This window comes from Mycolicibacterium gadium (assembly GCF_010728925.1).
Classification (GTDB): domain Bacteria; phylum Actinomycetota; class Actinomycetes; order Mycobacteriales; family Mycobacteriaceae; genus Mycobacterium; species Mycobacterium gadium.
Map to the genome: position 1 here is coordinate 4,324,075 of NZ_AP022608.1, position 22,728 is coordinate 4,346,802.

The following is a 22,728-nucleotide window of genomic DNA, read 5'->3' on the forward strand; positions in this document are numbered from 1 at the left end:
AGGCGAGGAAGAGACAATGAAACTCATTCTGACTACTGAGGTGGATCACCTGGGCACCTCGGGTGACATCGTCGAGGTCAAGGACGGCTACGGCCGCAACTTCCTGCTGCCCCGCGGCATGGCCGTCGTGGCATCGCGTGGCGCGGAGCGCCAGGCCGAGGAGATCCGCCGCGCCCGCGAGGCCAAGGCCGTGCAGGGGCTCGAGCATGCGCGCGAGTTGAAGACGGCGCTCGAGGGTCTGGGCGCAGTCGAGCTGGCGGTGAAGGCGGCCGGAGACAGCGGCAAGCTGTTCGGTTCGGTTACGGGCGCCGACGTGGTCGCTGCCATCAAGAAGGCCGGCGGCCCGAATCTGGACAAGCGCACGGTGCAGTTGCCCAAGGCGCATATCAAGTCCACCGGCACGCACCCGATCACGGTGCGGCTGCATCCCGAGGTCGACGCCTCGGTGTCGTTGAGCGTCGTCGCCGGACAATAACGTCAGCGCAAATACGGCCGGGTGAGGATCGAATAGATCTTCACCCGGCCGTTGCTGTGCGCGTAGGCCGATGCTGGCGAACTCGTCAAGGTATTTAGGTCACAGCGAAGCTAACCGGCTGTTAACCTGCATGGCCCCGATCGGAAACACAACACGCCCGAGACCGCAACCGATGGCGACACGCCGTGCGAATTCCCATCCACAGAATTCCATGCGGTTTATGGTGCGGCTATCTGCGCGGATGCGCTGAAAAAAGCAAGTTATACACAGGTTCTCCCCAACGACTCAACATGGCTGTCCAGACCTATCCACAGTCCATCCACAGGTCCATGAACAGGGGCCCCTTGCATCGCTCCCAGCAACGTCTAGCGTTGGCCGTCGCGAGTCCTTTAGGGCGACCGATTGGGGGCGGATGTCCGACGCTTGTCACCGTGCCGCGGTAGCGTTTCATCGAACGTCAGTTCGACCTAGTTCTGGGGAGGTGTAGCTCCGTGGCTGTCGTGGACGACCTTGGCCATTCGGCCATGGACACTCCTCCACCCAGTGAGGATTTCGGACGTCAGCCTCCGCAGGACGCTGCGGCGGAGCAGGCCGTCCTGGGCGGCATGCTGCTGAGCAAGGACGCGATCGCCGACGTGCTGGAGAAGCTGCGGCCGGGTGACTTCTATCGGCCCGCGCACCAGAACGTGTATGACGCGATCCTGGACCTGTACGGCCGTGGTGAACCGGCCGATGCGGTGACGGTGGCGGCGGAGCTGGACCGCCGCGGGTTACTGCGCCGGATCGGTGGAGCGCCGTATCTGCACACGCTGATCTCGACGGTGCCGACCGCAGCCAACGCGGGGTTCTATGCGGGCATCGTGGCGGAGAAGGCACTGTTGCGCCGGTTGGTGGAAGCGGGCACGCGCGTCGTGCAGTACGGCTATGCCGGCGCCGACGGTGCCGATGTCGACGATGTCGTGGACCGGGCGCAAGCGGAGATCTATGACGTCACCGAGCGGCGAACCGCTGAGGATTTCGTGGTGCTGGAAGAGATTCTTCAGCCGACGATGGACGAGATCGACGCGATCGCGTCGCAAGGCGGTATCGCTCGCGGGGTGCCTACCGGCTTCGTCGAACTCGACGACGTGACCAACGGCTTACATCCGGGTCAGATGATCATCGTGGCGGCACGGCCGGGCGTCGGGAAGGCGCTGGCACTTGATACTCCGCTGCCCACACCGACTGGGTGGACGACGATGGGCGACGTCGCCGTCGGCGATTTTTTGCTGGACGCTCACGGCGAGCCAACACGGGTGGTCGCCGCTACAGACATCATGCTCGGAAGGCCGTGCTACGAAGTTGACTTCGCCGACGGCACAGGGCTTGTCGCGGATGCGTTCCACCAGTGGCCGACGAGTCGGGGCGTGCAGATCACGACGGCATTGCGGCCGGGTGCGGACCTGATCAGCGCGACGCGGGCGCCTGCCCTCGCCCCTGTTGGCGGACGGCAGCAGCGGGCATGGGGCATCGAGTCGATCCGTCGTGTTGTGAGCGTGCCGGTGCGCTGCGTTGAGGTTGCCAATCCAGAGCACTTGTACCTGGCGGGCCCTGACATGGTGCCGACGCACAACTCGACTCTCGGTTTGGATTTCATGCGATCGTGCTCCATCAAGCATCAGATGCCGAGCGTCATCTTTTCGCTGGAAATGAGTAAGTCGGAGATCGTGATGCGGCTGCTGTCAGCAGAGGCGAAGATCAAGCTCGCCGACATGCGGTCGGGTCGGATGAGTGACGACGACTGGACCCGGCTGGCGCGCCGGATGAGCGAAATAAGCGAGGCGCCGCTTTACATCGACGATTCGCCGAACCTGACGATGATGGAGATCCGGGCGAAGGCGCGACGGCTCTCGCAAAAGGCCGGCCTGCGACTGATCGTCGTGGACTATATGCAGCTGATGACGTCGGGCAAGAAGTATGAGTCGCGCCAGCAAGAGGTGTCGGACTTCTCGCGAAGCCTGAAGCTGATGGCCAAGGAGCTCGACGTCCCGGTGGTGGCGATCAGCCAGTTGAACCGCGGCCCGGAGCAGCGCACCGACAAGAAGCCGATGGTCTCGGATCTTCGCGAGTCAGGCTGTCTGACCGCGAACACGAGAATCCTGCGGGCGGACACGGGCGCCGAGGTGACCTTCGGCGAGCTGATGCGCACGGGTGAGCGACCGCTGGTTTGGTCGCTGGATGAGCGCAAGCGGATGGTCGCTCGGCCGATGACGAACGTGTTCTACAGCGGACACAAGGAAGTCTTCAAGATGCGGCTGGCCTCAGGACGCGAGATCGAGGCAACGGCCAATCATCCGTTCATGACGTTTGACGGGTGGACACCGCTGGCTGAGCTGAAAGTCGGCGACCGTTTGGCGGTGCCGCGCAGGGTTCCGGAACCTGTTCAGACGCAACGTCTGCCAGAAGACGAGGTGATTCTGCTGGCACACATGATCGGCGACGGATCGTGTGTGAAGAACCAACCGATCAGGTATGCAAGCGTCGATGAGTTGAATCTGGCGGCAGTGTCTAGCGCGGCGCGGCACTTCGGTGTGGAACCGATCCGGGACGATTACGCCGCGGCAAGGGTGACCACCCTGCGGCTGCCCGCGCCCTATCAGTTGACACATGGCCGGCGGAATCCGATTGCTGCCTGGCTGGATGGGCTCGGCATCTTCGGCAAGCGTAGCTACGAAAAGTTCGTTCCTAGAGCGATGTTCGGTGCGCCGAACGACCAAGTGGCCGTGTTCTTAAAGCACCTTTGGTCAACCGATGGCTGCGTCAAGTGGGACACCAAGGCTAGCCAGGGCCGCGTGTACTACGCGTCGACAAGCCGACAGTTGATCGACGATGTCAACGGCTTGCTGGCCCGAGTGGGCGTGTTCGGTCGTGTCAAGCGGATCCGCAAGGCGGGTTATCGCGATGGGTGGCACCTTTACATTTACGGCGCAGAGAATCAACTGCGGTTCCTGCGCCATGTCGGTGTTAACGGAATGAAGGCGGCTACGGCGCGCGCGGTCATCGCCCTGCTGGAGAACAAGGTTCGTAACGCCAACCTCGACACAGTGCCGAAGGAAGTATGGACTGACGTCCGGGCAGATTTGGTCGCGAAGAAGATGACGCACCGCGAGTTCGCGGCGGCGATGGGCACGAAGTTCTGCGGGGCGACCTTGTGGAAGCATGCGCCAAGCCGTAGTCGACTACATCGCGCGGCCACACTGTTGGAGAACGCCGCGCTTCACGACATGGCAACTAGCGATGTCTTCTGGGACACCGTCGTCGAGATCACGAGTATCGGCAAGCGGCCTGTCTACGACGGAACGGTAAGTGGCACACATAATTTCGTCGCCGACGGCATCTCGGTTCATAACAGTTTGGAACAAGATGCCGACATGGTGATCCTGCTGCACCGGCCGGATGCGTTCGAGCGCGACGACCCACGAGGCGGCGAAGCGGATCTGATTCTAGGCAAGCACCGAAACGGTCCGACAAAGACGATCACCGTCGCGCACCAGCTGCACCTGTCGCGGTTCACCAACATGGCAAAGGGCTAGCTGCCAACAACTGCAGCGCAGCTACAGGCGTCGGGACATGCCGCTCGGGACATGAGACCCGTAAACGGGCCCGCCTCAAACGCCGGCCTACGGAACTGCGAAGTAGGAATAAGTCGTCCGTCACAGCGGGCCGGTCCACGTTGACATCGCCAGACGCCAGACTCCCGTCCGAGTCAGCTTGCAAACGCTGCCAGCAGTGCTTCGCACTGCCGATCGAAAAAGCTCTGCGCCACAGGCGTCTTGGAGGCGATGATGTCGAATCCGTGAAACGCTCCGTCGACGACGTCGAGCTGACATGCCACACCCGCGTCACGCAGCCGATGCGCGTACTCAACGTCCTGGCCGTATAGCGGATCCACCGTTCCCACGCCCACCCATGCAGGCGCGAGATTGGAGAGGTCGTCGTGTCGTGCCGGGACCGCAGACTGGCGATCGGCCCCTTTCAGGTACGCCTGCCAGCCCAGCCGATCGCTCTTTTCGCTCCATAGCCGATAGTGCGGGCTCTCCAGACCTGGGCGACTGGACGGTCGATCGTCGACCATCGGATAGACCAACAACTGGAACAACGGTGTCACCTCGCCGCGATCGCGGGCCAGCAGCGCAAGCGCCGCTGCCAAACCTCCACCCGCGCTGGCGCCGCCGATCGCTATCCGGTCGGGAACCACCCCGGGCTGGCGAGCCAACCAGGTCAGCGCCGAATAACAATCCTCCAGTGCGGCCGGATAAGGATCTTTCGGAGCGAGCCGGTAGTCGACGGACGCGACCGGAACGCCGACGCGGCGGACGAACCGTCGGCACAGCGCATCGTCTTGGGCTGCCGTTCCGATGACGTATCCGCCGCCGTGGATCCACAGCAGTGCGCCGCCGTGCGTGCACTCGCGTTCGGGTCGATAGAGCCGGACCCCGGCGCTGTGCGTGATCGCGAGGACTTCCACACCCTCTGAGGTTGCCGGCGCAAATCGGGTCAGGGCACGCATTGCCGGCAGCGTTACTTTGTTGAAGGGCGACCGGGGGAGCACTCGCGCGATGCCCCTCAGGTCAGGGTGATAGTGGTCAGATCGGATACGTGACACCGGTCAACTCCTCGGACACTGTCCACAAACGTTGTTGCGTCTGCTGGTCGTACGACCTCTTGCTCGACCGCACCAGTTTGGGGTGACCCGCCATCTCGAGGAACCCGTCTGGTCCCCAGTACTGACCACCGCGCACGTCAGGCATCGTCGCGGCGTACAGCTGTGGCAGTGCACCTTTCGCGGGATCCTGACCGATGAAACGGTCGGAGAACTTCATCATGGCCTGGACCGGTTTCCACATGTTCCTGAAGAGGTCAGACTTCGTGTACCCGGGGTGGGCGGTAACCGCTATCAGGGGCGCGCCCGATCTACTCAAGCGTCGATGCAACTCATAGCAGAACATCAAGTTCGCGAGCTTGGACTGGGCGTAGGCGAGCGCGCCACTGTACCGGCGCTCCCACTGAAGATCATCGAAATGAATTGCGCCGCCGAGCTTGTGGTCCAAACTTGCCACCACCACCACCCGCGCCCCGTCAACGCCGAGCATGTTCTCCAGCAGGAGTCCCGTCAGCGCAAAGTGGCCGAGGTGGTTGGTGGCGAATTGCAACTCGAAGCCGTCAGGAGTCGTCGTCTTGGGCGGGAACGCCACCGCGGCGTTGTTGATGAGTAGGTCGATCCGCGGATGGGCGGCACGCAGTTCGGCCGACGCGGCCCGAACCGCCTCGAGTGACCCCAGATCGAGCTGCTGCACCGCTACCTGCGCCTCCGGCACCGACCGGCGAATCTGGTCAGCGGCCGCTTTGCCTTTGTCCGCATTGCGCACAGCCAACACCACCTGCGCGCCGCGTGCCGCAAGCACCCGCGCGGTGTCCAACCCGAGGCCCGTATTGGATCCCGTGACGACGGCAACTCGACCCGATTGATCCGGAACGTCGCTCTCGCTCCACTTGTGCTCGTTCATCATCCGTCAAATTCCCAATCGATCGCGATGTCGGCGGTCTCGCAATTCCTTACCTGCGCCGTCACGTAAGCCGCCGCGTTCGGGCCCGCCGCGCAGCCCACCATCAGCATTTCTGAAGGCGGACAGGCAATTTGGTCGGCCCTCGCAACGAGCTGTTGGTCGACCACGTTACGGGCCCCTCTGTGGAAATCCTCTCGACACGACTGACGAGCTCCCGCAGGACGGCTTCGGCTTCCATGCGGGCCAGCGGAGCGCCGAGGCACATGTGGGCCCCGTACCCGAAGGCGACGTGCATGCGTGGATTGCGGTCGGCGATGAAGGCATCGGGATCGTCGAAGACCAGCGGGTCACGGTTCGCAGCGCCGAAGGACAGGAGGACCCGTGATCCGCTGGGGATGGTGACATCGCCAATCGCGTAGTCGGCGCAGGTGTACCTGTACAGGTTTTGGATCGGGCTGGTGAAACGGAGGAGCTCTTCGATGGCCATCGGGATGAGATCCGGATTAGCCCGAATCTTGTCGTACTCTTCAGGGTTTCGAGCAAATGCCTCGAACATCCCACCGAGGAGGTTGGTGGTGGTCTCATTCCCAGCGATGAGAAGCAGTACGGCAATGAAAAACAATTGTTCATCCGTCAGGTTGCCGTCGGTACTGTGCTCGAGCAAGCGTCCCAGCACGGTGCCGGACCCCTTGAGGTGGCCGCTCGCGAGCTGCTTGAGGAAATAACGGCGTAGCGCCAGAGCAGCGTTCACGGACTTGGCGACACTGATCACGCCGCTCGGAGTGGGGGTGAAGTTGATGAGCTGCACTGCGCCCTCGGACCATCGGCGGAAATCAGCGATGTCGGTCTCCGGGATGCCCATAATGCCGGCGATCACCCGCAGGGGCATGGGGATGGCAAGCTCCTCGACCACGTCGCAGCCTGGATTGGCGACAACGTGGTCGACAAGTTCAGTCGCGAGACGGCCGGTGATCGCCTGCCAGCTCTCGAGAGCGCGTTTGGTGAATGCGGGCTGAACTTGCTTTCGCAGTCGACTGTGCTGCTCGCCGTCCGTGACGACAACCAAGTCGGCGGCCATGCGGACCCGGGTGACGCCTTGGCTGCTATTGATTCTGTCGGTGTCTCGGAGGGCAGCCCGCACATCTTCCAGCCGGGAGACGACCCACGTTGCCCTCTTCGGGTTGTAGTGGACGCGTCCACTGCTGTGCAGAGCACGGTAAGCGGCGAAGGGTTCGGCAGCGGTGGCCGGATCAAGGGGGTCGTAGGCGGTATTGACCGCCCCCGTCCACCCCTTTACGCCACGCCGTCTGGTGCGAATCGCGGCGCCGATGTTCATCTGCACGGCGGTGCCGAACGGCCGCATCGACGAAAGCACGCCAGCGTTGTTGTGATCTGCCGTCATCGCTGCTGAACCCGTGTCCTTTCCGTACTGATCAAAAACCGCCCGTGACTGCGTTCCCCACGGCGCGAAGCGGCCGGTCACAAAATCGAGTGGTGGTCGGTGAATAACATTTCGCTGGATCATCGGGGTGGAGCCGCGATACACCCCTTGCCGAACCGTTGTCGCGCGTGGCCCTCGGACGAACGATCCTCACCCATGGCGTAGCCGGTCGGATCGGCGACGCCGGAAGATGTCCACACGTGCCCATCGCATCAGGCTGGCGAGGCGACAGCGCACACGTCAATAGGCCGAGCAGATGTAGCGACGTGTGCCGCGCTGGCGAAGTCTCCTCGATTCTCAAGCTAGGCCGCTGACCTGCAGTTCAAGATGCCAATAGCAGACAGTTGTTTCTCATCTCGAGACAAAGTGTGTACGAGGTGGCAGGTCGGGCTGGCTCGACTCAATGTGCCTTCGCGCGCCGGCAGCTGCTCAGCGAGCTGCCGGCGATCCCTTCCCACGCCACGGCTGCGCCCAATCGCTTGACTTCGTGGCCCTCCGGTTACGTTGTCGGTAGGGAAGGTTCGCATAGTCTGGTGCCAGACCATCCGTGACAGAAGGCGTGCTACAGGAGCAGGCCCACTAGACGCGAGCCGGCAGCGCGACAGTGTCGCCTGCCACGTCGATCGCGACCTTGCCGTGAAGTGCGTACGACCGCCTGTTTTCCAAGAGCTCATGAGCCTCGCCCATTCGCGCGAGCGGCAGGGTCGCGCCGATGACCGGTTTCACGAGGCCGCGCTCGATCAGGTTGGTGAGTGCGTCCAGCTTGCCGCGGTTCTGCCGAGTGAAGACGAAATGGTAGGCGGCGTTCTTGCCCCACGCCTCGATGAGATTCTGCGGCTGCGCGATGTCGACGATACTGACGACGCGTCCGGAGTCTGCAAGCGTCAGTGGACTTCTCGTGAGCGCGTCGCCGCCGATGGTATCGAACACGACGTCGACTCCCTGGCCTCGCGTCATCTCAGAAACGGCGTCCACGTAGTCGGTCGTCGTGAAGTCGATTGCCGCATCCGCTCCGAGCGAAAGCACCATGTCATGGTCGGCTGCCTTCGCGGTGGTGATGACCCGTGCGCCCATCGCCTTCGCGACCTGGATCGCGATCGAGCCGACGCCCCCCGCGCCGCCGTGGATGAGGACGGTCTCACCCACGGTGAGCTGCGCTCGCGTCACGAGGGCCTCCCACACCGTCCCGCCGACGAGTGTCAGGCTTGCCGCCTCGAGGTGGCTGAGATTCTTTGGCTTCCGGCCGACCAGATCGACGTCAGCGACGTGCTGTTCGGCATACGAACCGTCGCCGCCAAAGATCTGGGGTGTGTAGTAGACCTCGTCGCCAACGCGGAACTCGGTCACCTGAGAACCGACTTCCTCGATCACGCCGGAGATGTCGTGTCCGATGATCGCGGGGAGAGGGACGTAGTCTGCGTAGTCTCCGCGACGGATCTGAAAGTCGAGCGGGTTGACGGCGGTCGCGTGGACGCGCACCCGCACCTGGCGGGGTTGGACATTCGGTACGGGGACGGCGCGCAGTTCGAAAGCGTCGGCACCGCCGAAACGGGCGAGGACGACGGCCTTCATGGTGTCAGCAATGATCAGAACTCCCCATCTGGAGTGTCGGCGCGACCGCGCCCGAACGGATGTCCTCTCAGTGTTCGCTATCGGCGATGCATGCTCCAGTGGCAAGATTGCCAATATGCGCGAGGATAGTGACAGCGAGGCGTTTCTGTGGTGAGCCGACCCCATCACGTTGTGGTCCTCGTGCTCGACGGTGCTCTTCCCCTGGACGTCGGCATCCCGGCGGAGGTGTTCCATCCCGAGACGGGGTTTCCCTATGACGTTTCGCTCTGCGGGGTTGATGCTGGAACGGTGCCGGCTCACGGGGGCTTCGGGTACGCCGTCTCTCGCGGCTTGGAGGCGCTGGCCGGAGCCGACACGATCATCGTCCCGGGCTACGCACCGGCGGGTCGACAGGTACCGACAAAGGTGCACGAAGCACTTCGGAGCGCGGCATCGCGCGGCGTGCGGATCGCGTCGATCTGCTACGGCGCCTTCGCCCTCGCCGAGGCCGGCCTGCTCGACGGTCTCCGTGCGACGACGCACTGGGACGCGGCCGAGCAGCTGGCGGAGCGATACCCCGAGATCACGGTCGAGCCGAACGTGCTCTTCGTCGACGAAGGACCCGTCCTCACCTCGGCGGGTGCCGCCGCCGGACTCGACCTGTGCCTGCACATCGTGCGACGCGACCTCGGTGTCACCGCGGCGAACGAGATTGCCCGCGGCCTCGTGACTGCGCCCCATCGGAGCGGAGGGCAAGCCCAGTATCTGCCGAAGAACAGCTCCGCGCCCCGGGGTGACACTCTGGCCGCGACCCGCGAATGGGTCATGGCGCGGCTCGACCAGCCGCTCACCATCGATGATCTCGCGGCGCACGCGCGAATGTCGCCGCGTACGTTCCTGCGTCGCTTCGCCGAAGAGACCGGCAGCACTCCGTTGCAGTGGATCTTGCGCGCTCGGGTCGACGCCGCCCGAGAGCTTCTGGAGAGCACGCGGCTGTCCGTCGACCAGATCGCGGATCAGGTCGGCCTCGGAACCGGATCTAACCTGCGGCTGCACTTCCGCAGGATCGTCGATGTGTCCCCTTCCGAGTATCGGGCCACCTTTTCTGGCGGGGCACTGGCCGCAAAGCCCATCCCTGTGTCTCGAATCGCAGTGGGCCGAAGCTAGTTCACGCGTTCACGACCGCAGGCACCGCAGCGCGCAGCGGACCCGTGCCCGCTCTTACGCCCGGCTTGAATGACGCAGCCGCCATGGAACCTGTTGCGGGAGGGGCAATCAGGAGGTGGCATCGATCTTGCTGACAGTGAGTTCGAAGGGGCCTTGCTGTTTGTCGAGAATGTAGAGCGACACCTGGCTGATGCTTGACGGGTCCAGAGTCTGCGGCGCGTCGGGTGCGGGATCGAGTCGCATGCCAACCGGCTCGAAGCCCTCAACGGGCAGATCGTAGATCCGCTGGACGGCGGCCTCGGTCGCGAAGCGCTGGACGTAGGACCATGGCTGCCCCGCAGTGCCCACCTTCAATAGGTAGGTCTTACCGTCGCCCACCGCGTGCACGCGCAGCGACTTCGCCCCCGCTGCGCGTAAGCCGATATCGGGATCCTGCGGACTGCGGGCCGAGGCGAATCCGCCGTTGTTCTGCAGCGAGATGTTGCCGGAGAACACGAGACCACCATCGGCGAACGCGATTCTCGAGGTGGACATGCCGCCCATCACGGGGTCGTTGACCGTGGCCCAGGTGGCCACCTCGCCGGCGTCGTCGAGGTCGACCAGAACGGCGCCAGGTGCTTCTGGCCGGGGTGCTTGCGAGGACGATTGGGGAGTCTGCGCCACGTTCGTCGTCTCGTCTGGGTCGACGGTTCGCCCAGTGCTTCCGCATGACACCGTCAGAAGCGCCAAGCAGGCGAACAACACGCTGAATTGCCCACGTCGGTACCCTCGCCGAGCTGACATCAACACCGACTCGGGTTGGCATTCATCTCGCGGCCTCGCATGGGCATGCCATCGATCACCGCATAGATTACGGAGAGGTCCGGTACCTCGTTGACGCGCAGTTTTTCGCCGCCATCTTTCCCGATCAGCACGACGCTGAAGGCGTTCTCGCCGATCGCATGTCGGTCTCCAAGCCGTTGTGACTCATCGGCGTTGATGGCTTGACCATCTAGCGTGCTGTTTCCCTCGGTGACCACCAGGCCAAGCACCATGTCGCGGCTGACAAAGTCACATCGCCTGGCCTCGATTCGGCCCAGCGTTTCAACGAGCCGTGGATCGCTGTCTGTCGGCGCGAACACCAGCAGAGGGCGACGTTCCCACCGATAGTCACCGAGTTCGTCGGCCACGGCGGTAGCCGATCCGAGGGCAATGCTCGTTACCAACACCATTAGAACGAGCGCCAATTGGCGAATGCTGGGCTTCTTTACCATGATGATTTCGACTGTACTGACTCATGCTGGTGACGACAGCCTGTCGAGTATCGCCACGCGGACGCCTAAACGACGCAGGAGACGAGGGGTCGGTCCCTCACGAAGCGGTCGATAAAGACAGGACGAGATAAGACAAATCAATGAGCACATGTGTGACGCTCTGCGTGAGCGCGCCGTAAGAACCGCACAGTGACAACGAGTTTGGGAACTGACGGTACCCTCGGGTCCTGCCGAAAGGATCTGACACGTGAATCCACAGGCCGAAGACCACAATGCACCGATATCGCACTGGTCGCAGATCCACGGCTGGTTCGGCTGGCGTGACCTGCAGGAGGAGGCGGTGACCACCTTCGCGGACGGCAGCACGTTCGTCGAGGTCGGCTCCTACCTGGGTCGCAGTCTGTGTTCACTGGCCGAGGTGGTGCGCGAGGCGAATCGCGACTTCACCGTGGTCGGCGTCGACTACTGCCGCGGCAGCGGACGCGAGGGTACCGCGGACAAGGACTCTCATGCCGCCGCCGTCGCCGATGGGGGCGGCACCCTGGCCGGGCAGTTGCACCGCAACGTCATCGCGTGTGGTTTCGCCGACCGGGTACACCTCTTGGTAAGCCCGTCACCGGCGGCCGCCGCGCTCTTCGCCGACGGGTCCCTGGCCTGGGTTCACCTCGACGCCCGCCACGAGTACGACAGCGTGCTCGGCGACATTGACGGCTGGCTACCGAAGGTGGCGCCGGGCGGATGGCTCTCCGGGGACGACTACGACGAGCAGTGGTGGCCGGGTGTGGTTGCGGCAGTGCGGGATCGCGTTCCCGATGCCCAGGAATGCTCCACCCGACAGTGGCGCTGGGTGAATCCGCAGAGCTCGTCTCGCTGACAGCCGGCTGAAATCGCCCGGTGGCACGGCTGGTCGAAACCCGAGGCCACGCATTCCCATCGCCCTGCTGCTTGCGCCGTTTGGCAATCGACGAGGACCGACAATCGGCTAGCTTGAGTTCAGCCCTTAGCGGTAGCCAAGACGAGCACCTGAAAGGTGTGTTCTCAATGGAGAGAAACGCAGTCGATAAAACCGAAGACGCCTCTCTGCTGAAGGTCCTCGGCAATTGGGATGTATTAGCCCTCGGCTTTGGTGCCATGATCGGATTCGGCTGGGTGGTGCTCACCGGAGACTGGATCGGGTCTGCGGGCTCGCTCGGCGCGGTGCTGGCGATGCTCGCCGGCGGGGCGATCATGGGCGTGGTCGGATTGACGTACGCCGAGCTCACGGCGGCCATGCCCAAGGCCGGAGGTGAGCACAACTTTTTGCTTCGCGGCATGGGACCCCGGTGGTCGTTCGTCGGCTCGTGGGGCATCGTCGGCGGTTACGTGACCATCGTGATGTTCGAGGCGGTGGCTCTGCCCAGAACCGCGCTGTATCTATTTCCCGGCCTCAACCAGGTTCCGTTGTGGGAGGTCGCGGGCAGCCAGGTCTATCTCACCTGGGCACTGGTCGGCGCGATCGCCGCGGCGATCATCACCACGATCAACATCCTCGGCGTCAAGTTCGCGAGTGTGGCACAGACGTTCGTCGTGGTGCTGCTGCTGGTCATCGGCCTGATGCTGGTTGTCGGATCCTTCACCGGCGGCTCGACGAACAACATGGAGCCGCTCTTCACCGGCGGCACCGCAGGGTTTTTCGCCGTTCTCGTCGTGGTGCCCTTTCTGTTCGTCGGATTCGACGTCATCCCGCAGTCCGCGGAGGAAGTGAACATCCCTGCGCGTCAGATCGGACGCCTGGTCGTCATCGCCGTGTTCCTGGCCTCCATCTGGTACGTCATGACCATTCTGACCACCTCGTCGGCGATGAGCGCCGCCGAGCTCGGGGAGGCGGATATCGCCACCGCGGACGCGTTCGGCGCGATGTTCGGCAGCGACTTCATGGCGAAGCTCCTGATCGCGGGCGGCATCGCCGGCATCCTCACGTCGTGGAACTCGCTGCTGCTCGGCGCCTCGCGTCTGATGTACTCGATGGCGCGCTCGGGCATGCTGCCCGCCTGGTTCGGCAAGCTGCACCCGAAGTTCCGCACCCCGATCAACGCACTGCTGTTCGTCGGTGGCCTGTCCTTCGTCGCCCCGTTCCTCGGCGAGGCGATGCTCGGCTGGCTCGTCGACTCCGGCTCTCCCAGCATCGTCATCGCCTACCTGCTGGTGGCGGTCGTCTTCGTCGTCCTGCGCCGCCGGGAGCCGCTGATGGACCGACCGCTCCGGGTGGGGGGCAAGGGGAACGGCGGCCTGCTGATCGGCGGCGCCGCCGTCGTGCTGTGCGTTGGGCTGCTGAGCCTCTACCTGCCGGGCATGCCGGCGTTCCTCGACGTGCCGCCGTGGATCCTGTTCGGTGCCTGGTGGGCGCTCGGCGCGTTCTTTCTACTTCGCATCCCAACGCGTATCAAGCCGGGCGAAGACGCTGAACATCGGTTGCTCGACGCGCTAAAGGAGCGTCGAGCGCTGGCGACGGGCTCGAGTAGCCGGTAAAGCGCCTGCCGATTAGCCGTCGTCTTGGCCGCGAGATTCCCGTAGGGCGCGGCCACGTTCGACGTCCTGTTCTTCTTTGGCCTGATTCTTGAGGGCGACCCGGCTGTCGCGGGGCGGCAGTTGCAGATCGCGTTCGGCATGGATGCCTGCCTGCAGTTGGCGGCCGCGTTCGAGTTCGGCGTCCAGTTCGGCTCCGAATAGCAATGCCAAATTGGTGATCCACAACCAGAGTAGGAAGACGATGACTCCGGCCAGCGCACCATAGGTCTTGTTGTAGCTGCCGAAGTTGGCGACGTAGAAGCCGAACCCGACCGACGCCAGAACCCAGACCAGTATCGCCACCCCGGCCCCGATGCTGATCCACCGGAACTTTGGTTGCTTGACGTTGGGGGAGGAGTAGTACAAGACGGCGACCGCCAAGATCACGAAGATCAGGACGATCGGCCAGCGCCCGATGTTCCAGGCCGTCAGCGCGACCTCGCCTGCTCCGATGGCGTCGCCGACCGCCTGGGCGAGCGGTCCGCTGACCGCGAGCATGAACGCCACCACGGCCACGGCGACGAGCCCGACCAGGGTCACCGCCAACTGAATCGGCCGCAACTTCCAGACCGGTCGGCCTTCTTCCACTTCATATATCCGGTTCATGGCGCGACCGAAGGCGCCGATGTAACCCGACGCCGACCACAACGCGCCGGCGATACCGACGATCAGCGCGAAGCCGGCAGACGGGGACTCGACCAATTGCTGAATCGGGGCGCGCAGCGTGTCAACCGCTGAGGCCGGGCCGAGGTCATCCACGATTTGCAAGACCGCCTCGGTCGTGCGCTGCCCCTGACCGAACACGCCGAGCAGGGAGACCACGACCACCAAGGCGGGGAACAGCGAGAGCACGGCGTAATACGTGAGGGCTGCGGCCAGGTCGGTGCACTGGTCGGTGCTGAACTCTCGTGCTGTTTTGCGGAGCACGAACAACACCGAACGCTTCTTGAGATCGGTGGGTGAATCTGGCTTGGAGGGGTCTTCTGGGTCGGGGGCATCTTTGGTGTCTTCATTGGCGTCGGGTTCGGGAAGATCACGGTCAGGTGCGGGGTGGGCAGGTGCGGTCAGCGTTCTCTCGACGGACGTGGCGCCCAGCCCGGTGACCGAGTCTCTGGGCGACCGATTCCGCCATCGACTCACCAACAGGCCAGCCAGCAGCCCACCAATCGCCCCGATCCACCACTTGAGCCACGACGGCCCACGCGTCATTTCGACCTGGTCGTTCATCGACGGCGGCGCCCCACCAGAACGCCGATGATCGACGGTTCTGGCGAGCTGCGGTCGGGTCCTGTCACAGCCTCACGTCCTCACGCCTTGTCGGTGACCCAGCGCTCTGGGCCTCGCCACGCAGATGCCCGCGAGCAAGGTCGACGAAACTGCCTCGCGCGTAAATTCGTTCGCCGGAGATCCCCGATCGCATGACAAACGAGGCGCGGCAGCTCGCTGAATTCAGCCGGCGAGAATGAAGGACAGGAAGAATCCGCCCGCGGTGGCGAACGCGTTGAGTGGCCGGCCATGTTCGAACGCTTCGGGCATCAGCGTGTCGGCTAGTGACGCCAGCACCGCGCCACCAGCGAATGCGAGCGCCACCGCCAACACGGGATCGCTCAAGTGTCCGGCGGTAAACCTGCCTACGACCACCGCTGCCGCCAGCAGCGCCGCACACGCCATCCAGACACCGATCGCAGCGCGAGCGCTCATACCGGAATGGCGCATCGACATCGCGCCAACTAGCGATTCGGGCAAGTTGGAGAAGAAAATCGCCACCAACAGCGAAACAGACGCCCCGCCGACCAACGAGACACCCAACGCCAGATTTTCGGGCACGCCGTCCAAAGTCACCGCGGCCAGCAGCGCCAGCCCAACACCTCGGCGAGCCCCCTCGGTGACCACTTCACGTTGCTCCGGACCGGAATGTCCACTGACGTAACGATCGAGCAGACTGTCCGCGATGACGAACGAAGCCGCTCCGGCCAGCAGGCCGAGGCCGGAGTGCAGCGCTCCGCCCAGATGGAAGGCCTCTTCGAATAGTTCGAAGGCCAGCGCGGAGATGAGGGCGCCACTGGCAAAAGCGAGCAATACGCCGGTCACCTTCTTGGGCAGATCCCATCGTGCGCCAATGGCCGCACCGATCACCAACGCGCTAGACGCCGCCAGCCCGAACAGCACAGCTGTGAGCATGGGCATTCCCTTCTGACGACCTCAGCACCGTGTTCCCGCGGCGAGCCCCGAAAAACGTGCCGACTGAACGCGCAGGCCGTCTGGACCAGGCTGCTTCTCCGATTTCGCGGCCGATGAACCCGGTTCGGCTTCTCCAGAGTGTTTGAATGGAGCCATCAATGGCTCCCGGCCTCTTCGAGGTCTTACGCTGCCGCGGCTTCCGAAGGTGGCCGCGCTGGCACCGGTCGGTCGGATTCCGGAAGGGCGGGTCATTGATCTGCCCAATCGGGGCAGCACGTATGTCTATGACTCGGGGCCATCGGACGGGCCGGCGCACCTGCTGCTGCATTCGCTGGCCTGCACGGGGCTCATGACGTGGTACCCCGCCTTGGACGTGGTGCGAGAGTTCGGCCGCGTCGTGGTGTTCGACCAGCGCTGCCACGGGCAAGGTATCTCGGCGCCCCGCGTCCTGCTCGAGGACTGTGCTGACGACGTCGCGGCAGTCGCCGATGCCCTGGGCATCCGCAGTTTCGTGCCGGTCGGCTACTCGATGGGGTCGCTCGTCGCGCAACTGGTGTGGAAACGACATCGCGAACGGGTCGACGGACTGGTGCTGTGCGCCGCTGCGGCAGCCGTTAGCCGCGCTCGCTACGAACGGTTGGCCACCGGCTTGTTCGCCTCGCTGATCGAGGCACTCGGCCCGACGCCCCGCCGCTGCGGGCCCTCGGCAGCGGTGACGGGTGGACTGCTCCCCGATCATCAGTGGGTGTTGAGTCAGTTCCGCGCCACCTCGCCGGGGGGCATCACCCGCGCGATCGCCGAGGTGGTCCGGTTCGATTCGACGACATGGGTCGGCGATATCGATGTCCCCACATCGGTTCTGGTGACTGCCAAAGATCGAGCATTCGGCGTCCAGCGGCAGAAGTGGCTGGCAACTCACATACCTGACGCCGAGATGGTGACGGTCGAGGCCGGCCACGCGGGGTGCACCTTGCAGCCGGCTGTTTTCGTCCCCGGACTTCGGCGGGCGATCGAATCGGTCCACCGCCGACTTCCATCGCCGCGCGTCGCCGAGCGCACCGCCAGGTAGTGGCGCAAGGCCTCCGGGCGAGGGGAGGAGCGGCGGTGAAGCGACTCAGCGGGTGGGACTTGTTGTTGTTGAGCAGCGAGACGCCGAACGTGCATCAGCACACCCTGAAGGTGGCCATCGTCGACACCACGGGCTTCGAAGGCGAGGCGACGTTTGACGCGTTCTGCGATGTCTTCCGCACCAGCCTCGACGTTCTGGAGCCGTTGCACTATCAGTTGGTGAAGACCCCCTGGCGTCTGCATCGCCCGATCTGGCGAGAGGACGCCGAACTCGACCTCGACTATCACCTGCAGCCCGTGCAGGTCCCAGCGCCCGGCGGCCGATACGAGCTCGACGCCGTGATCGGCACCATCGCCGGGACACCCCTCGACCGCAGCCGCCCGCTGTGGCAGTTCTTCTACGCCGAAGGCTTGGCAGATCAGCGGGTCGCGGTCATCGGCAAGGTGCATCACGTCCTCGCCGATGGCGTCGCCTCCGCCAATCTCATGGCGCGGGCAATGAAGGGATTCGACACCGAATCGGAGCCGAGCCGCACCAGCCCGACCTCGGGTCCGCCGCCGTCTGTCGAAGTCGTGCGATTCGCGGTGCGGGATCACTTCGCGCGGCTGCGGGCGTTGCCTGCGGCGGTGCGGGCAGGACTGATCGGCGCCTACCGGCTGCAGTCACGTGTCAGGCAGCGTGACCGCCATCCGGAACTGGCCGCCAAGTTCAAGCCGCCGCCCACCTTCTTCAATCAAAAGCTCTCGGCCGCAAGGGTTTTTGCGAGCGCCGGCGTCCCGCTGGGCGAAGTGGTGACCCTCAGCAAGAGGCTGGACGTGACGATCAACGACCTGGTGTTGACGACGACGGCTGGCGCATTGAGGCGCGTGTTACTCGACCACGGTGAACCCACCGACCGGCCGCTCATCGCGTCGGTTCCCACCGCCACGGACACGTCGCCGGACAGGATCAGTGGCAACGCGTTGGCCACGTTGTTGGTCTCGCTTCCAGTTCAGGCCGAGGACGCGATGGAGCAGCTGCGGCTTATCCGTACTTCCACATTCATCGCCAAGGAGGATCACCAGCTGCTCGGCCCCACTCTGGTGGGTCAGTGGCTGGAGTTCGTGCCGCCGGCCGTCACACGGGCGACGTTTCGCTGGATGTCAGGGCGCGAGGCTCCCAATCAGCTGTTCAATCTGATCGTGTCCAACGTCCCCGGGCCTCGCGAACGGGTCAGCACCGCCGGCGCGGTGGTGACCGAGTTCTATTCGGTGGGACCGCTCGCTGCCGGCGCTGGGCTGAACATGACGGTATGGAGCTATGCCGACCAGCTGAGCGTCGCAGCGTTGGCCGACAAGAACATCTTTCGTGACGCGCACGAACTCACCGAGGCGTTCGTCAGCGCGTTCACCGAACTGCTGGAAGCAGCTGGCTCAACCAACGGTTCGCTCGCCTAGCGGGTTGGTGGCGCCGGTACGCCTACGGTGGTGTTGTGTTGTTCTTCATCTTCGGTTACGGCACCAAGCAGAAGCACCTTGGCGCCGGACAGGTTCGCGCCTGTCCGCGCTGCCACAACACAACGCAGTGGGCGCGGATGCGAGAGTTCAAACAATTGACGTTGTTCTTCGTCCCGGTTGCGCGCTGGAAACGCCGGCAGTTCGAGGTCTGCGGCGTCTGTGGCACCGCGGTCGCTGTTTGAGCCGCGCTGGCCAGCCCGTCACCGCACTAGGTCCACCGAGGTGAGGTCACGCCGTGACGTCGTTGCTCCGTAGAGGGCGGCGCACGGCCGACGCGACGAGGTGGCGGCGCAACCCCCAGTTGGACGCCCAGTAAAGGCAATTCATCGCCGACGCCGTTCCGCCCACGTCGTCGCGCGCAGTGAGATACGTCCACCGGTGCCGTTCGGGGAGGGCGAAGAATGTTTCGAAGAAACCGGGGACCTCGTCGGGCGGCATGCTCAGAAGCGCCTCCAACCCGATCCGCCGGAAACGGTGAATTGCCTTTGCCGACGGCGACCACACGGTTCGGTGGGCGGCCGCCAGCGCCCGGCCCGGGTCGGGAAGGTTTGCGGCTATCGCGTCAGCCACCTGCGGCGCGAGGCGAAACGACGCGGCCAGGCTGTATCCGGTTGCAGGGTGGATGAGCGGTGCGGCCGCGCCGAAACCCAGCACCCCTTTCCCGTCGTGGCGTAGATCGTCCACTGGGAACGAAACCTTCTCGTCGCGAACGTCTTTCGGGATGGAGACACCTCGGCGTTCAAGCCGGGCGTGCAGCCGCCGCCGCAGCGTCGACAGCGGCAGCCCGGGTCGCCGTGCCAGCGAGGTCTCTTCCACGAGCACCCTGCCCCCGCCCAGTGGAATCGCGTAGAGAAACGTCGGCCAACCGCTTTCTCCGTGGTCGGCGCGCCAATCCATGAACAGCGCCGCCCCAGCGTCGACCAGTGACGCCACCGCGCCCTCGTCGAGGACGAGCCCGTACGCCGTCTGCTCGGCCGGGATGCCGCGCTTCTCGGTAGCGGCCAGTGGCCGCCACCGCCCGGCTGCATCGACGACGACCGAGGCCCGGATGCGTGAGCCGTCGGCCAGCGCGACCACCCCGCGCTCCGGCGACCCCACCGCTCGCCCGACCCGAACATCCACCCCGGTCAGCCGATCGCTGAGGTGGGAGTGCAGCGCGGGCACGTCCAAGACGGCGTACTCCCAGCCCAGATCGTGTTCGGTCACCGCGATCGCGCGACCGGCGGCCCGCGCCGCGACGACGGACGCGGGCAGATCGGCCGGGAGTTCTCGGCTCCACATCCCGTAGGTCGCCAGCCACGGCCGCTGCGGGGCCGGGTCGAGCAACCCCGTGGTCAACCCGACGCGGCGGCACGCGCCCGCCAAAGCCATTCCGGCCGGTCCGGCGCCGACCACCAAGACGTCCATCCGTTCCATCGTGCCGGTTCACCGCAAATCGGCAGCGCTCACGTCACCCGCTCGAACACGATGGCGATCCTGGTTCCGTCCGGACGAGTGAAGTTTTCGCTGCGTGGAGACCATTCGACAGGACACGGCGCGAAGGTGGCGGTGGCGATGGCCCTGATCGGCGACGACGGACCCACGGCAGAATTAGTCGGCGACACCGGCGCCGTCTACCCGTGGTGACCGACAGCTCTGTTCACGGCCGCGAACGAATACCGGGAGTGGACATCGACGGTGCCAGTTCATACCCTGTCCGAGACGCTTGTAGCCGGGGGGCTTGCAACGAAGGATCGTGACTGTCCGTATGAGTCCGGCGCGCCACCCTCTTCGGCGAACAGTGGGCGGATTTGCGGCCGCGGTCCTAGTGCTGGCGATGTCGATCGCGGGAGTGAAGGCAGACCCGGCGGCTGACGCGCTGGCCAAGCTCGAAGAATTGTCCAGCCAGGCCATTCAGACTCGTGAAGCCGTCACCAACGCCCAACATGACGCCGAGGACAAATTGGCGGCCCAGACCGCGGCCGAAGACCGCCATCGCGCCAACCTGGCAGCCCTCGATGCCGCAAATTCTCAGCTCGCCGCCAACCAGGCCGCAGCCGACAAAGTGGCGGCAATGACGTATATGAGCGGACGCACCGGGCAGATGACGGCAGTGCTGACCGCAGGCTCCCCGCAAGAGCTGATCGACGGGCTGTCGCTGCAGCGGGTCATCACCGCACAGGCGGCCGATCAGATGAAGGCTTATCAAGTCGCGCGTGAGCGCGCGGCCGCCGCTGCGAAGGCGTCGGAGACATCGGCCGCTGAGACCCGTGTGGCGGCCGAGCGCTCCGCCGCGGTGCACGCCGACCTGCAGGCGAAGTGGAAAGAACTGCAGCGACAGATCATCGCCGCGGAGGCGCAGTACGAGGCGTTGACGCCCGCTCAGCAGGCGGCGGTCGACGTCGCGGCCGCCCTGCCGCCGCCGCCCCCGGCGGCTGTGCCCCCTCCGGCGGATCCGATGCTCAACATGATGCCCGCCCCGCCTCCGGCCGCGGTTGTCCCTCCGCCTGCGGCCATTCCCGACAACCCCGACGCACTGCCGGTCGGCGTCGCGTACGAGGCCGGGTTGCAGCCCAACACCATCCTCGCGGCCCGCGCCGTCAGCCAACGGTTTCCCCAGATCGCCGAGATCGGCGGTGTCCGGCCTGACTCGAAGCCGTGGCATCCGAGCGGCCTGGCGATCGACATCATGATTCCCAACGCCGAAACCCCCGAGGGCATCGCGCTCGGGGACGAGATCATGGCGTTCGCGATGGCCAATGCGGGGCGGTTCGGGCTCCAGGATGTGATCTGGCGCGGCACCTACTACACGCCGTCCGGGCCGGCCGGATCGGGCTACGGGCACTACGACCACGTGCACATCACCACGACGCCACGCCGCTAGCCGACGAATCGGCCGACGGCACGATCGCCAGGGTTCTGGCGGGTGTCGCTTCGGCCAACCGGGATCCGGACTACTTCGAGAACCCCGAAACCCTAGACCAGTCCCGAGAACCCAACCGGCACGTGTCTTTTTGCAACGAATTCCGCTGAAAGGCAAGCGTTCCCGTTATGCCTCGCCCGAACGTGGTTGCGCGACGGCCCATCGTGGGTGATGCCAGGGACGCAAACGCCGCTGAAGCCCCGCCGAGTGTGAGACCATACAGGCCCGCACCGGACGTCACGATGGAGACGGCGTTGCCAAGCGACTTTCCCGACACCGCCACGCTGCAACGAGTACTCGAACTCGCCGCGTGGGCGCCGTCGGCGCGCAACTCGCAGCCCTGGCGTTGGGAGGTCGACGGCTCAGGATTACACCTGGCCGCCGATTGGGGCCGTGCGGGTCTCGACAGCGATGCGGGCCGGCGCGACGTTCTGCTGGGGTGTGGCTCGATTCTGAATCATTGTGCGGTGAGCTTGGCCGCAGCGGGATGGCAGGCGCGCATCCGCCGGTTTCCCGACGACGGGCATGTGGCTTCGTTCGAGCTGATCGACCGCGCCCCTACCGACGCTGTCGTCGAACTCGCGACCGCCATCCCGCGACGCAGGTCGGACCGCCGCGATTACGCGGCGTCCCCCCTACCACCGTCAACACTGGAGCTGCTGCTCATCCGGGCCGCCCGATACGGTGTGCAGATGAGCGTGGTGCCCAAACTGCACTGGATGCGGTTGCCGGAAGGCGCAATTCGCTTGCGATACGGAGGCGACGTCGAGGACGGCCCGCGCCCCGGTGCCGTCGACGGTACGCTGCTGGTCCTTGCCACCGAGACCGACGACGACACCATGCGGTTGCGCGCGGGAGAGGCGCTCAGCCATCTTCTGCTGTCAGCGACAGTGATGGGGCTGGCCTCGTGCGCATTGACCGAACCCATCAGTGACATGCGGGAAAGGTTGGCGCTCGCGTGCGAGCTGTTCGACGCTGAAGCCCATCCCCAGACGCTCATTCGGCTGGGCCCCACACCGGCGAACGCCGTCATGTGTCCCGTTCCTTCGCGACGGTCGGTCGCGGAGACAACGGTGTGGACGGTCTGACGGCTCGGCCTG

General features: G+C 64.9%; 20 protein-coding genes. 11 read left to right on the forward strand and 9 right to left on the reverse strand.

Features of this window, described 5'->3' with window-relative positions; genetic code table 11:
- The first annotated feature begins 16 nt into the window (after positions 1 to 16).
- A complete protein-coding gene (gene rplI, locus G6N36_RS21340) occupies positions 17 to 475 on the forward strand; it encodes a 50S ribosomal protein L9 (RefSeq protein WP_163688832.1) in 459 nt (152 codons plus the stop codon).
- A 491-nt stretch (positions 476 to 966) separates the two neighbouring features.
- The gene (locus tag G6N36_RS21345; RefSeq protein WP_179964830.1) at positions 967 to 4,047 is read left to right on the forward strand and encodes a replicative DNA helicase; all 3,081 of its coding nucleotides are present in this window, start codon (positions 967 to 969) and stop codon (positions 4,045 to 4,047) included.
- A gap of 173 nt (positions 4,048 to 4,220) precedes the next feature.
- Here G6N36_RS21345 and G6N36_RS21350 read toward each other — a convergent pair whose 3' ends face one another.
- From G6N36_RS21350 to G6N36_RS21365, 4 genes are all read right to left on the reverse strand, one after another.
- Positions 4,221 to 5,111: an alpha/beta hydrolase gene (locus tag G6N36_RS21350; protein ID WP_372512297.1), complete on the reverse strand. Its 891-nt coding sequence runs from the start codon at positions 5,109 to 5,111 to the stop codon at positions 4,221 to 4,223.
- Positions 5,101 to 6,024, reverse strand: coding sequence for an SDR family NAD(P)-dependent oxidoreductase (locus tag G6N36_RS21355; RefSeq protein ID WP_197746611.1), 924 nt, complete (start codon positions 6,022 to 6,024; stop codon positions 5,101 to 5,103). Before G6N36_RS21355 ends, G6N36_RS21350 begins: the two co-directional genes overlap by 11 nt.
- A 100-nt stretch (positions 6,025 to 6,124) precedes the next feature.
- Positions 6,125 to 7,384, reverse strand: a complete 1,260-nt coding sequence (locus G6N36_RS21360) for a cytochrome P450 (RefSeq protein ID WP_372512296.1) — start codon at positions 7,382 to 7,384, stop codon at positions 6,125 to 6,127.
- Between the two features lie 657 nt (positions 7,385 to 8,041).
- Positions 8,042 to 9,034 (reverse strand): zinc-dependent alcohol dehydrogenase family protein, encoded by a 993-nt coding sequence (locus G6N36_RS21365; RefSeq protein WP_235690128.1) that lies wholly within the window; start codon positions 9,032 to 9,034, stop codon positions 8,042 to 8,044.
- Positions 9,035 to 9,184: 150 nt separating this feature from the next.
- Here G6N36_RS21365 and G6N36_RS21370 point away from each other — a divergent pair, with 150 nt between their 5' ends.
- The gene (locus G6N36_RS21370) at positions 9,185 to 10,180 is read left to right on the forward strand and encodes a GlxA family transcriptional regulator (RefSeq protein WP_163688834.1); all 996 of its coding nucleotides are present in this window, start codon (positions 9,185 to 9,187) and stop codon (positions 10,178 to 10,180) included.
- A gap of 108 nt (positions 10,181 to 10,288) precedes the next feature.
- On the opposite strand, the gene G6N36_RS21375 is transcribed toward G6N36_RS21370, so the two are convergent.
- Both G6N36_RS21375 and G6N36_RS21380 read right to left on the reverse strand, forming a co-directional pair.
- On the reverse strand, positions 10,289 to 10,843 hold the full coding sequence (locus tag G6N36_RS21375; RefSeq protein WP_235690129.1) for a CIA30 family protein: 555 nt from the start codon (positions 10,841 to 10,843) through the stop codon (positions 10,289 to 10,291).
- A 119-nt stretch (positions 10,844 to 10,962) separates the two neighbouring features.
- The gene (locus G6N36_RS21380) at positions 10,963 to 11,433 is read right to left on the reverse strand and encodes a DUF4174 domain-containing protein (protein ID WP_163688836.1); all 471 of its coding nucleotides are present in this window, start codon (positions 11,431 to 11,433) and stop codon (positions 10,963 to 10,965) included.
- A 247-nt stretch (positions 11,434 to 11,680) separates the two neighbouring features.
- On the opposite strand from G6N36_RS21380, the gene G6N36_RS21385 reads away from it, so the two are divergent.
- Positions 11,681 to 12,307, forward strand: coding sequence for a class I SAM-dependent methyltransferase (locus tag G6N36_RS21385; protein ID WP_163688837.1), 627 nt, complete (start codon positions 11,681 to 11,683; stop codon positions 12,305 to 12,307).
- 167 nt (positions 12,308 to 12,474) lie between these two features.
- Positions 12,475 to 13,941, forward strand: coding sequence for an APC family permease (locus G6N36_RS21390; RefSeq protein WP_163688838.1), 1,467 nt, complete (start codon positions 12,475 to 12,477; stop codon positions 13,939 to 13,941).
- A gap of 12 nt (positions 13,942 to 13,953) precedes the next feature.
- Here G6N36_RS21390 and G6N36_RS21395 read toward each other — a convergent pair whose 3' ends face one another.
- Together G6N36_RS21395 and G6N36_RS21400 are read right to left on the reverse strand one after the other, a co-directional pair.
- A complete protein-coding gene (locus G6N36_RS21395; protein WP_235690130.1) occupies positions 13,954 to 15,207 on the reverse strand; it encodes a YihY/virulence factor BrkB family protein in 1,254 nt (417 codons plus the stop codon).
- Positions 15,208 to 15,429: 222 nt separating this feature from the next.
- Positions 15,430 to 16,161, reverse strand: coding sequence for a ZIP family metal transporter (locus G6N36_RS21400; RefSeq protein ID WP_163688839.1), 732 nt, complete (start codon positions 16,159 to 16,161; stop codon positions 15,430 to 15,432).
- 205 nt (positions 16,162 to 16,366) lie between these two features.
- On the opposite strand from G6N36_RS21400, the gene G6N36_RS21405 reads away from it, so the two are divergent.
- The 3 genes from G6N36_RS21405 to G6N36_RS21415 are packed head-to-tail and all read left to right on the forward strand — an operon-like array spanning position 16,367 to position 18,908.
- Positions 16,367 to 17,230, forward strand: a complete 864-nt coding sequence (locus G6N36_RS21405) for an alpha/beta fold hydrolase (protein WP_235690131.1) — start codon at positions 16,367 to 16,369, stop codon at positions 17,228 to 17,230.
- A gap of 35 nt (positions 17,231 to 17,265) precedes the next feature.
- The gene (locus tag G6N36_RS21410; RefSeq protein ID WP_163688840.1) at positions 17,266 to 18,666 is read left to right on the forward strand and encodes a WS/DGAT/MGAT family O-acyltransferase; all 1,401 of its coding nucleotides are present in this window, start codon (positions 17,266 to 17,268) and stop codon (positions 18,664 to 18,666) included.
- 35 nt (positions 18,667 to 18,701) lie between these two features.
- Entirely contained in the window at positions 18,702 to 18,908 is a 207-nt protein-coding gene (locus tag G6N36_RS21415; protein ID WP_174262126.1) for a zinc-ribbon domain-containing protein, read from the forward strand.
- A gap of 46 nt (positions 18,909 to 18,954) precedes the next feature.
- Here G6N36_RS21415 and G6N36_RS21420 read toward each other — a convergent pair whose 3' ends face one another.
- Positions 18,955 to 20,133, reverse strand: a complete 1,179-nt coding sequence (locus tag G6N36_RS21420; RefSeq protein WP_232076212.1) for a lycopene cyclase family protein — start codon at positions 20,131 to 20,133, stop codon at positions 18,955 to 18,957.
- Between the two features lie 87 nt (positions 20,134 to 20,220).
- On the opposite strand from G6N36_RS21420, the gene G6N36_RS30145 reads away from it, so the two are divergent.
- From G6N36_RS30145 to G6N36_RS21435, 3 genes are all read left to right on the forward strand, one after another.
- On the forward strand, positions 20,221 to 20,352 hold the full coding sequence (locus tag G6N36_RS30145) for a hypothetical protein (protein WP_268951181.1): 132 nt from the start codon (positions 20,221 to 20,223) through the stop codon (positions 20,350 to 20,352).
- A 121-nt stretch (positions 20,353 to 20,473) separates the two neighbouring features.
- The gene (locus G6N36_RS21430) at positions 20,474 to 21,589 is read left to right on the forward strand and encodes a coiled-coil domain-containing protein (protein ID WP_163690807.1); all 1,116 of its coding nucleotides are present in this window, start codon (positions 20,474 to 20,476) and stop codon (positions 21,587 to 21,589) included.
- A 248-nt stretch (positions 21,590 to 21,837) separates the two neighbouring features.
- Entirely contained in the window at positions 21,838 to 22,716 is an 879-nt protein-coding gene (locus G6N36_RS21435) for a nitroreductase family protein (RefSeq protein ID WP_235690132.1), read from the forward strand.
- The last annotated feature ends 12 nt before the right edge of the window (positions 22,717 to 22,728 follow it).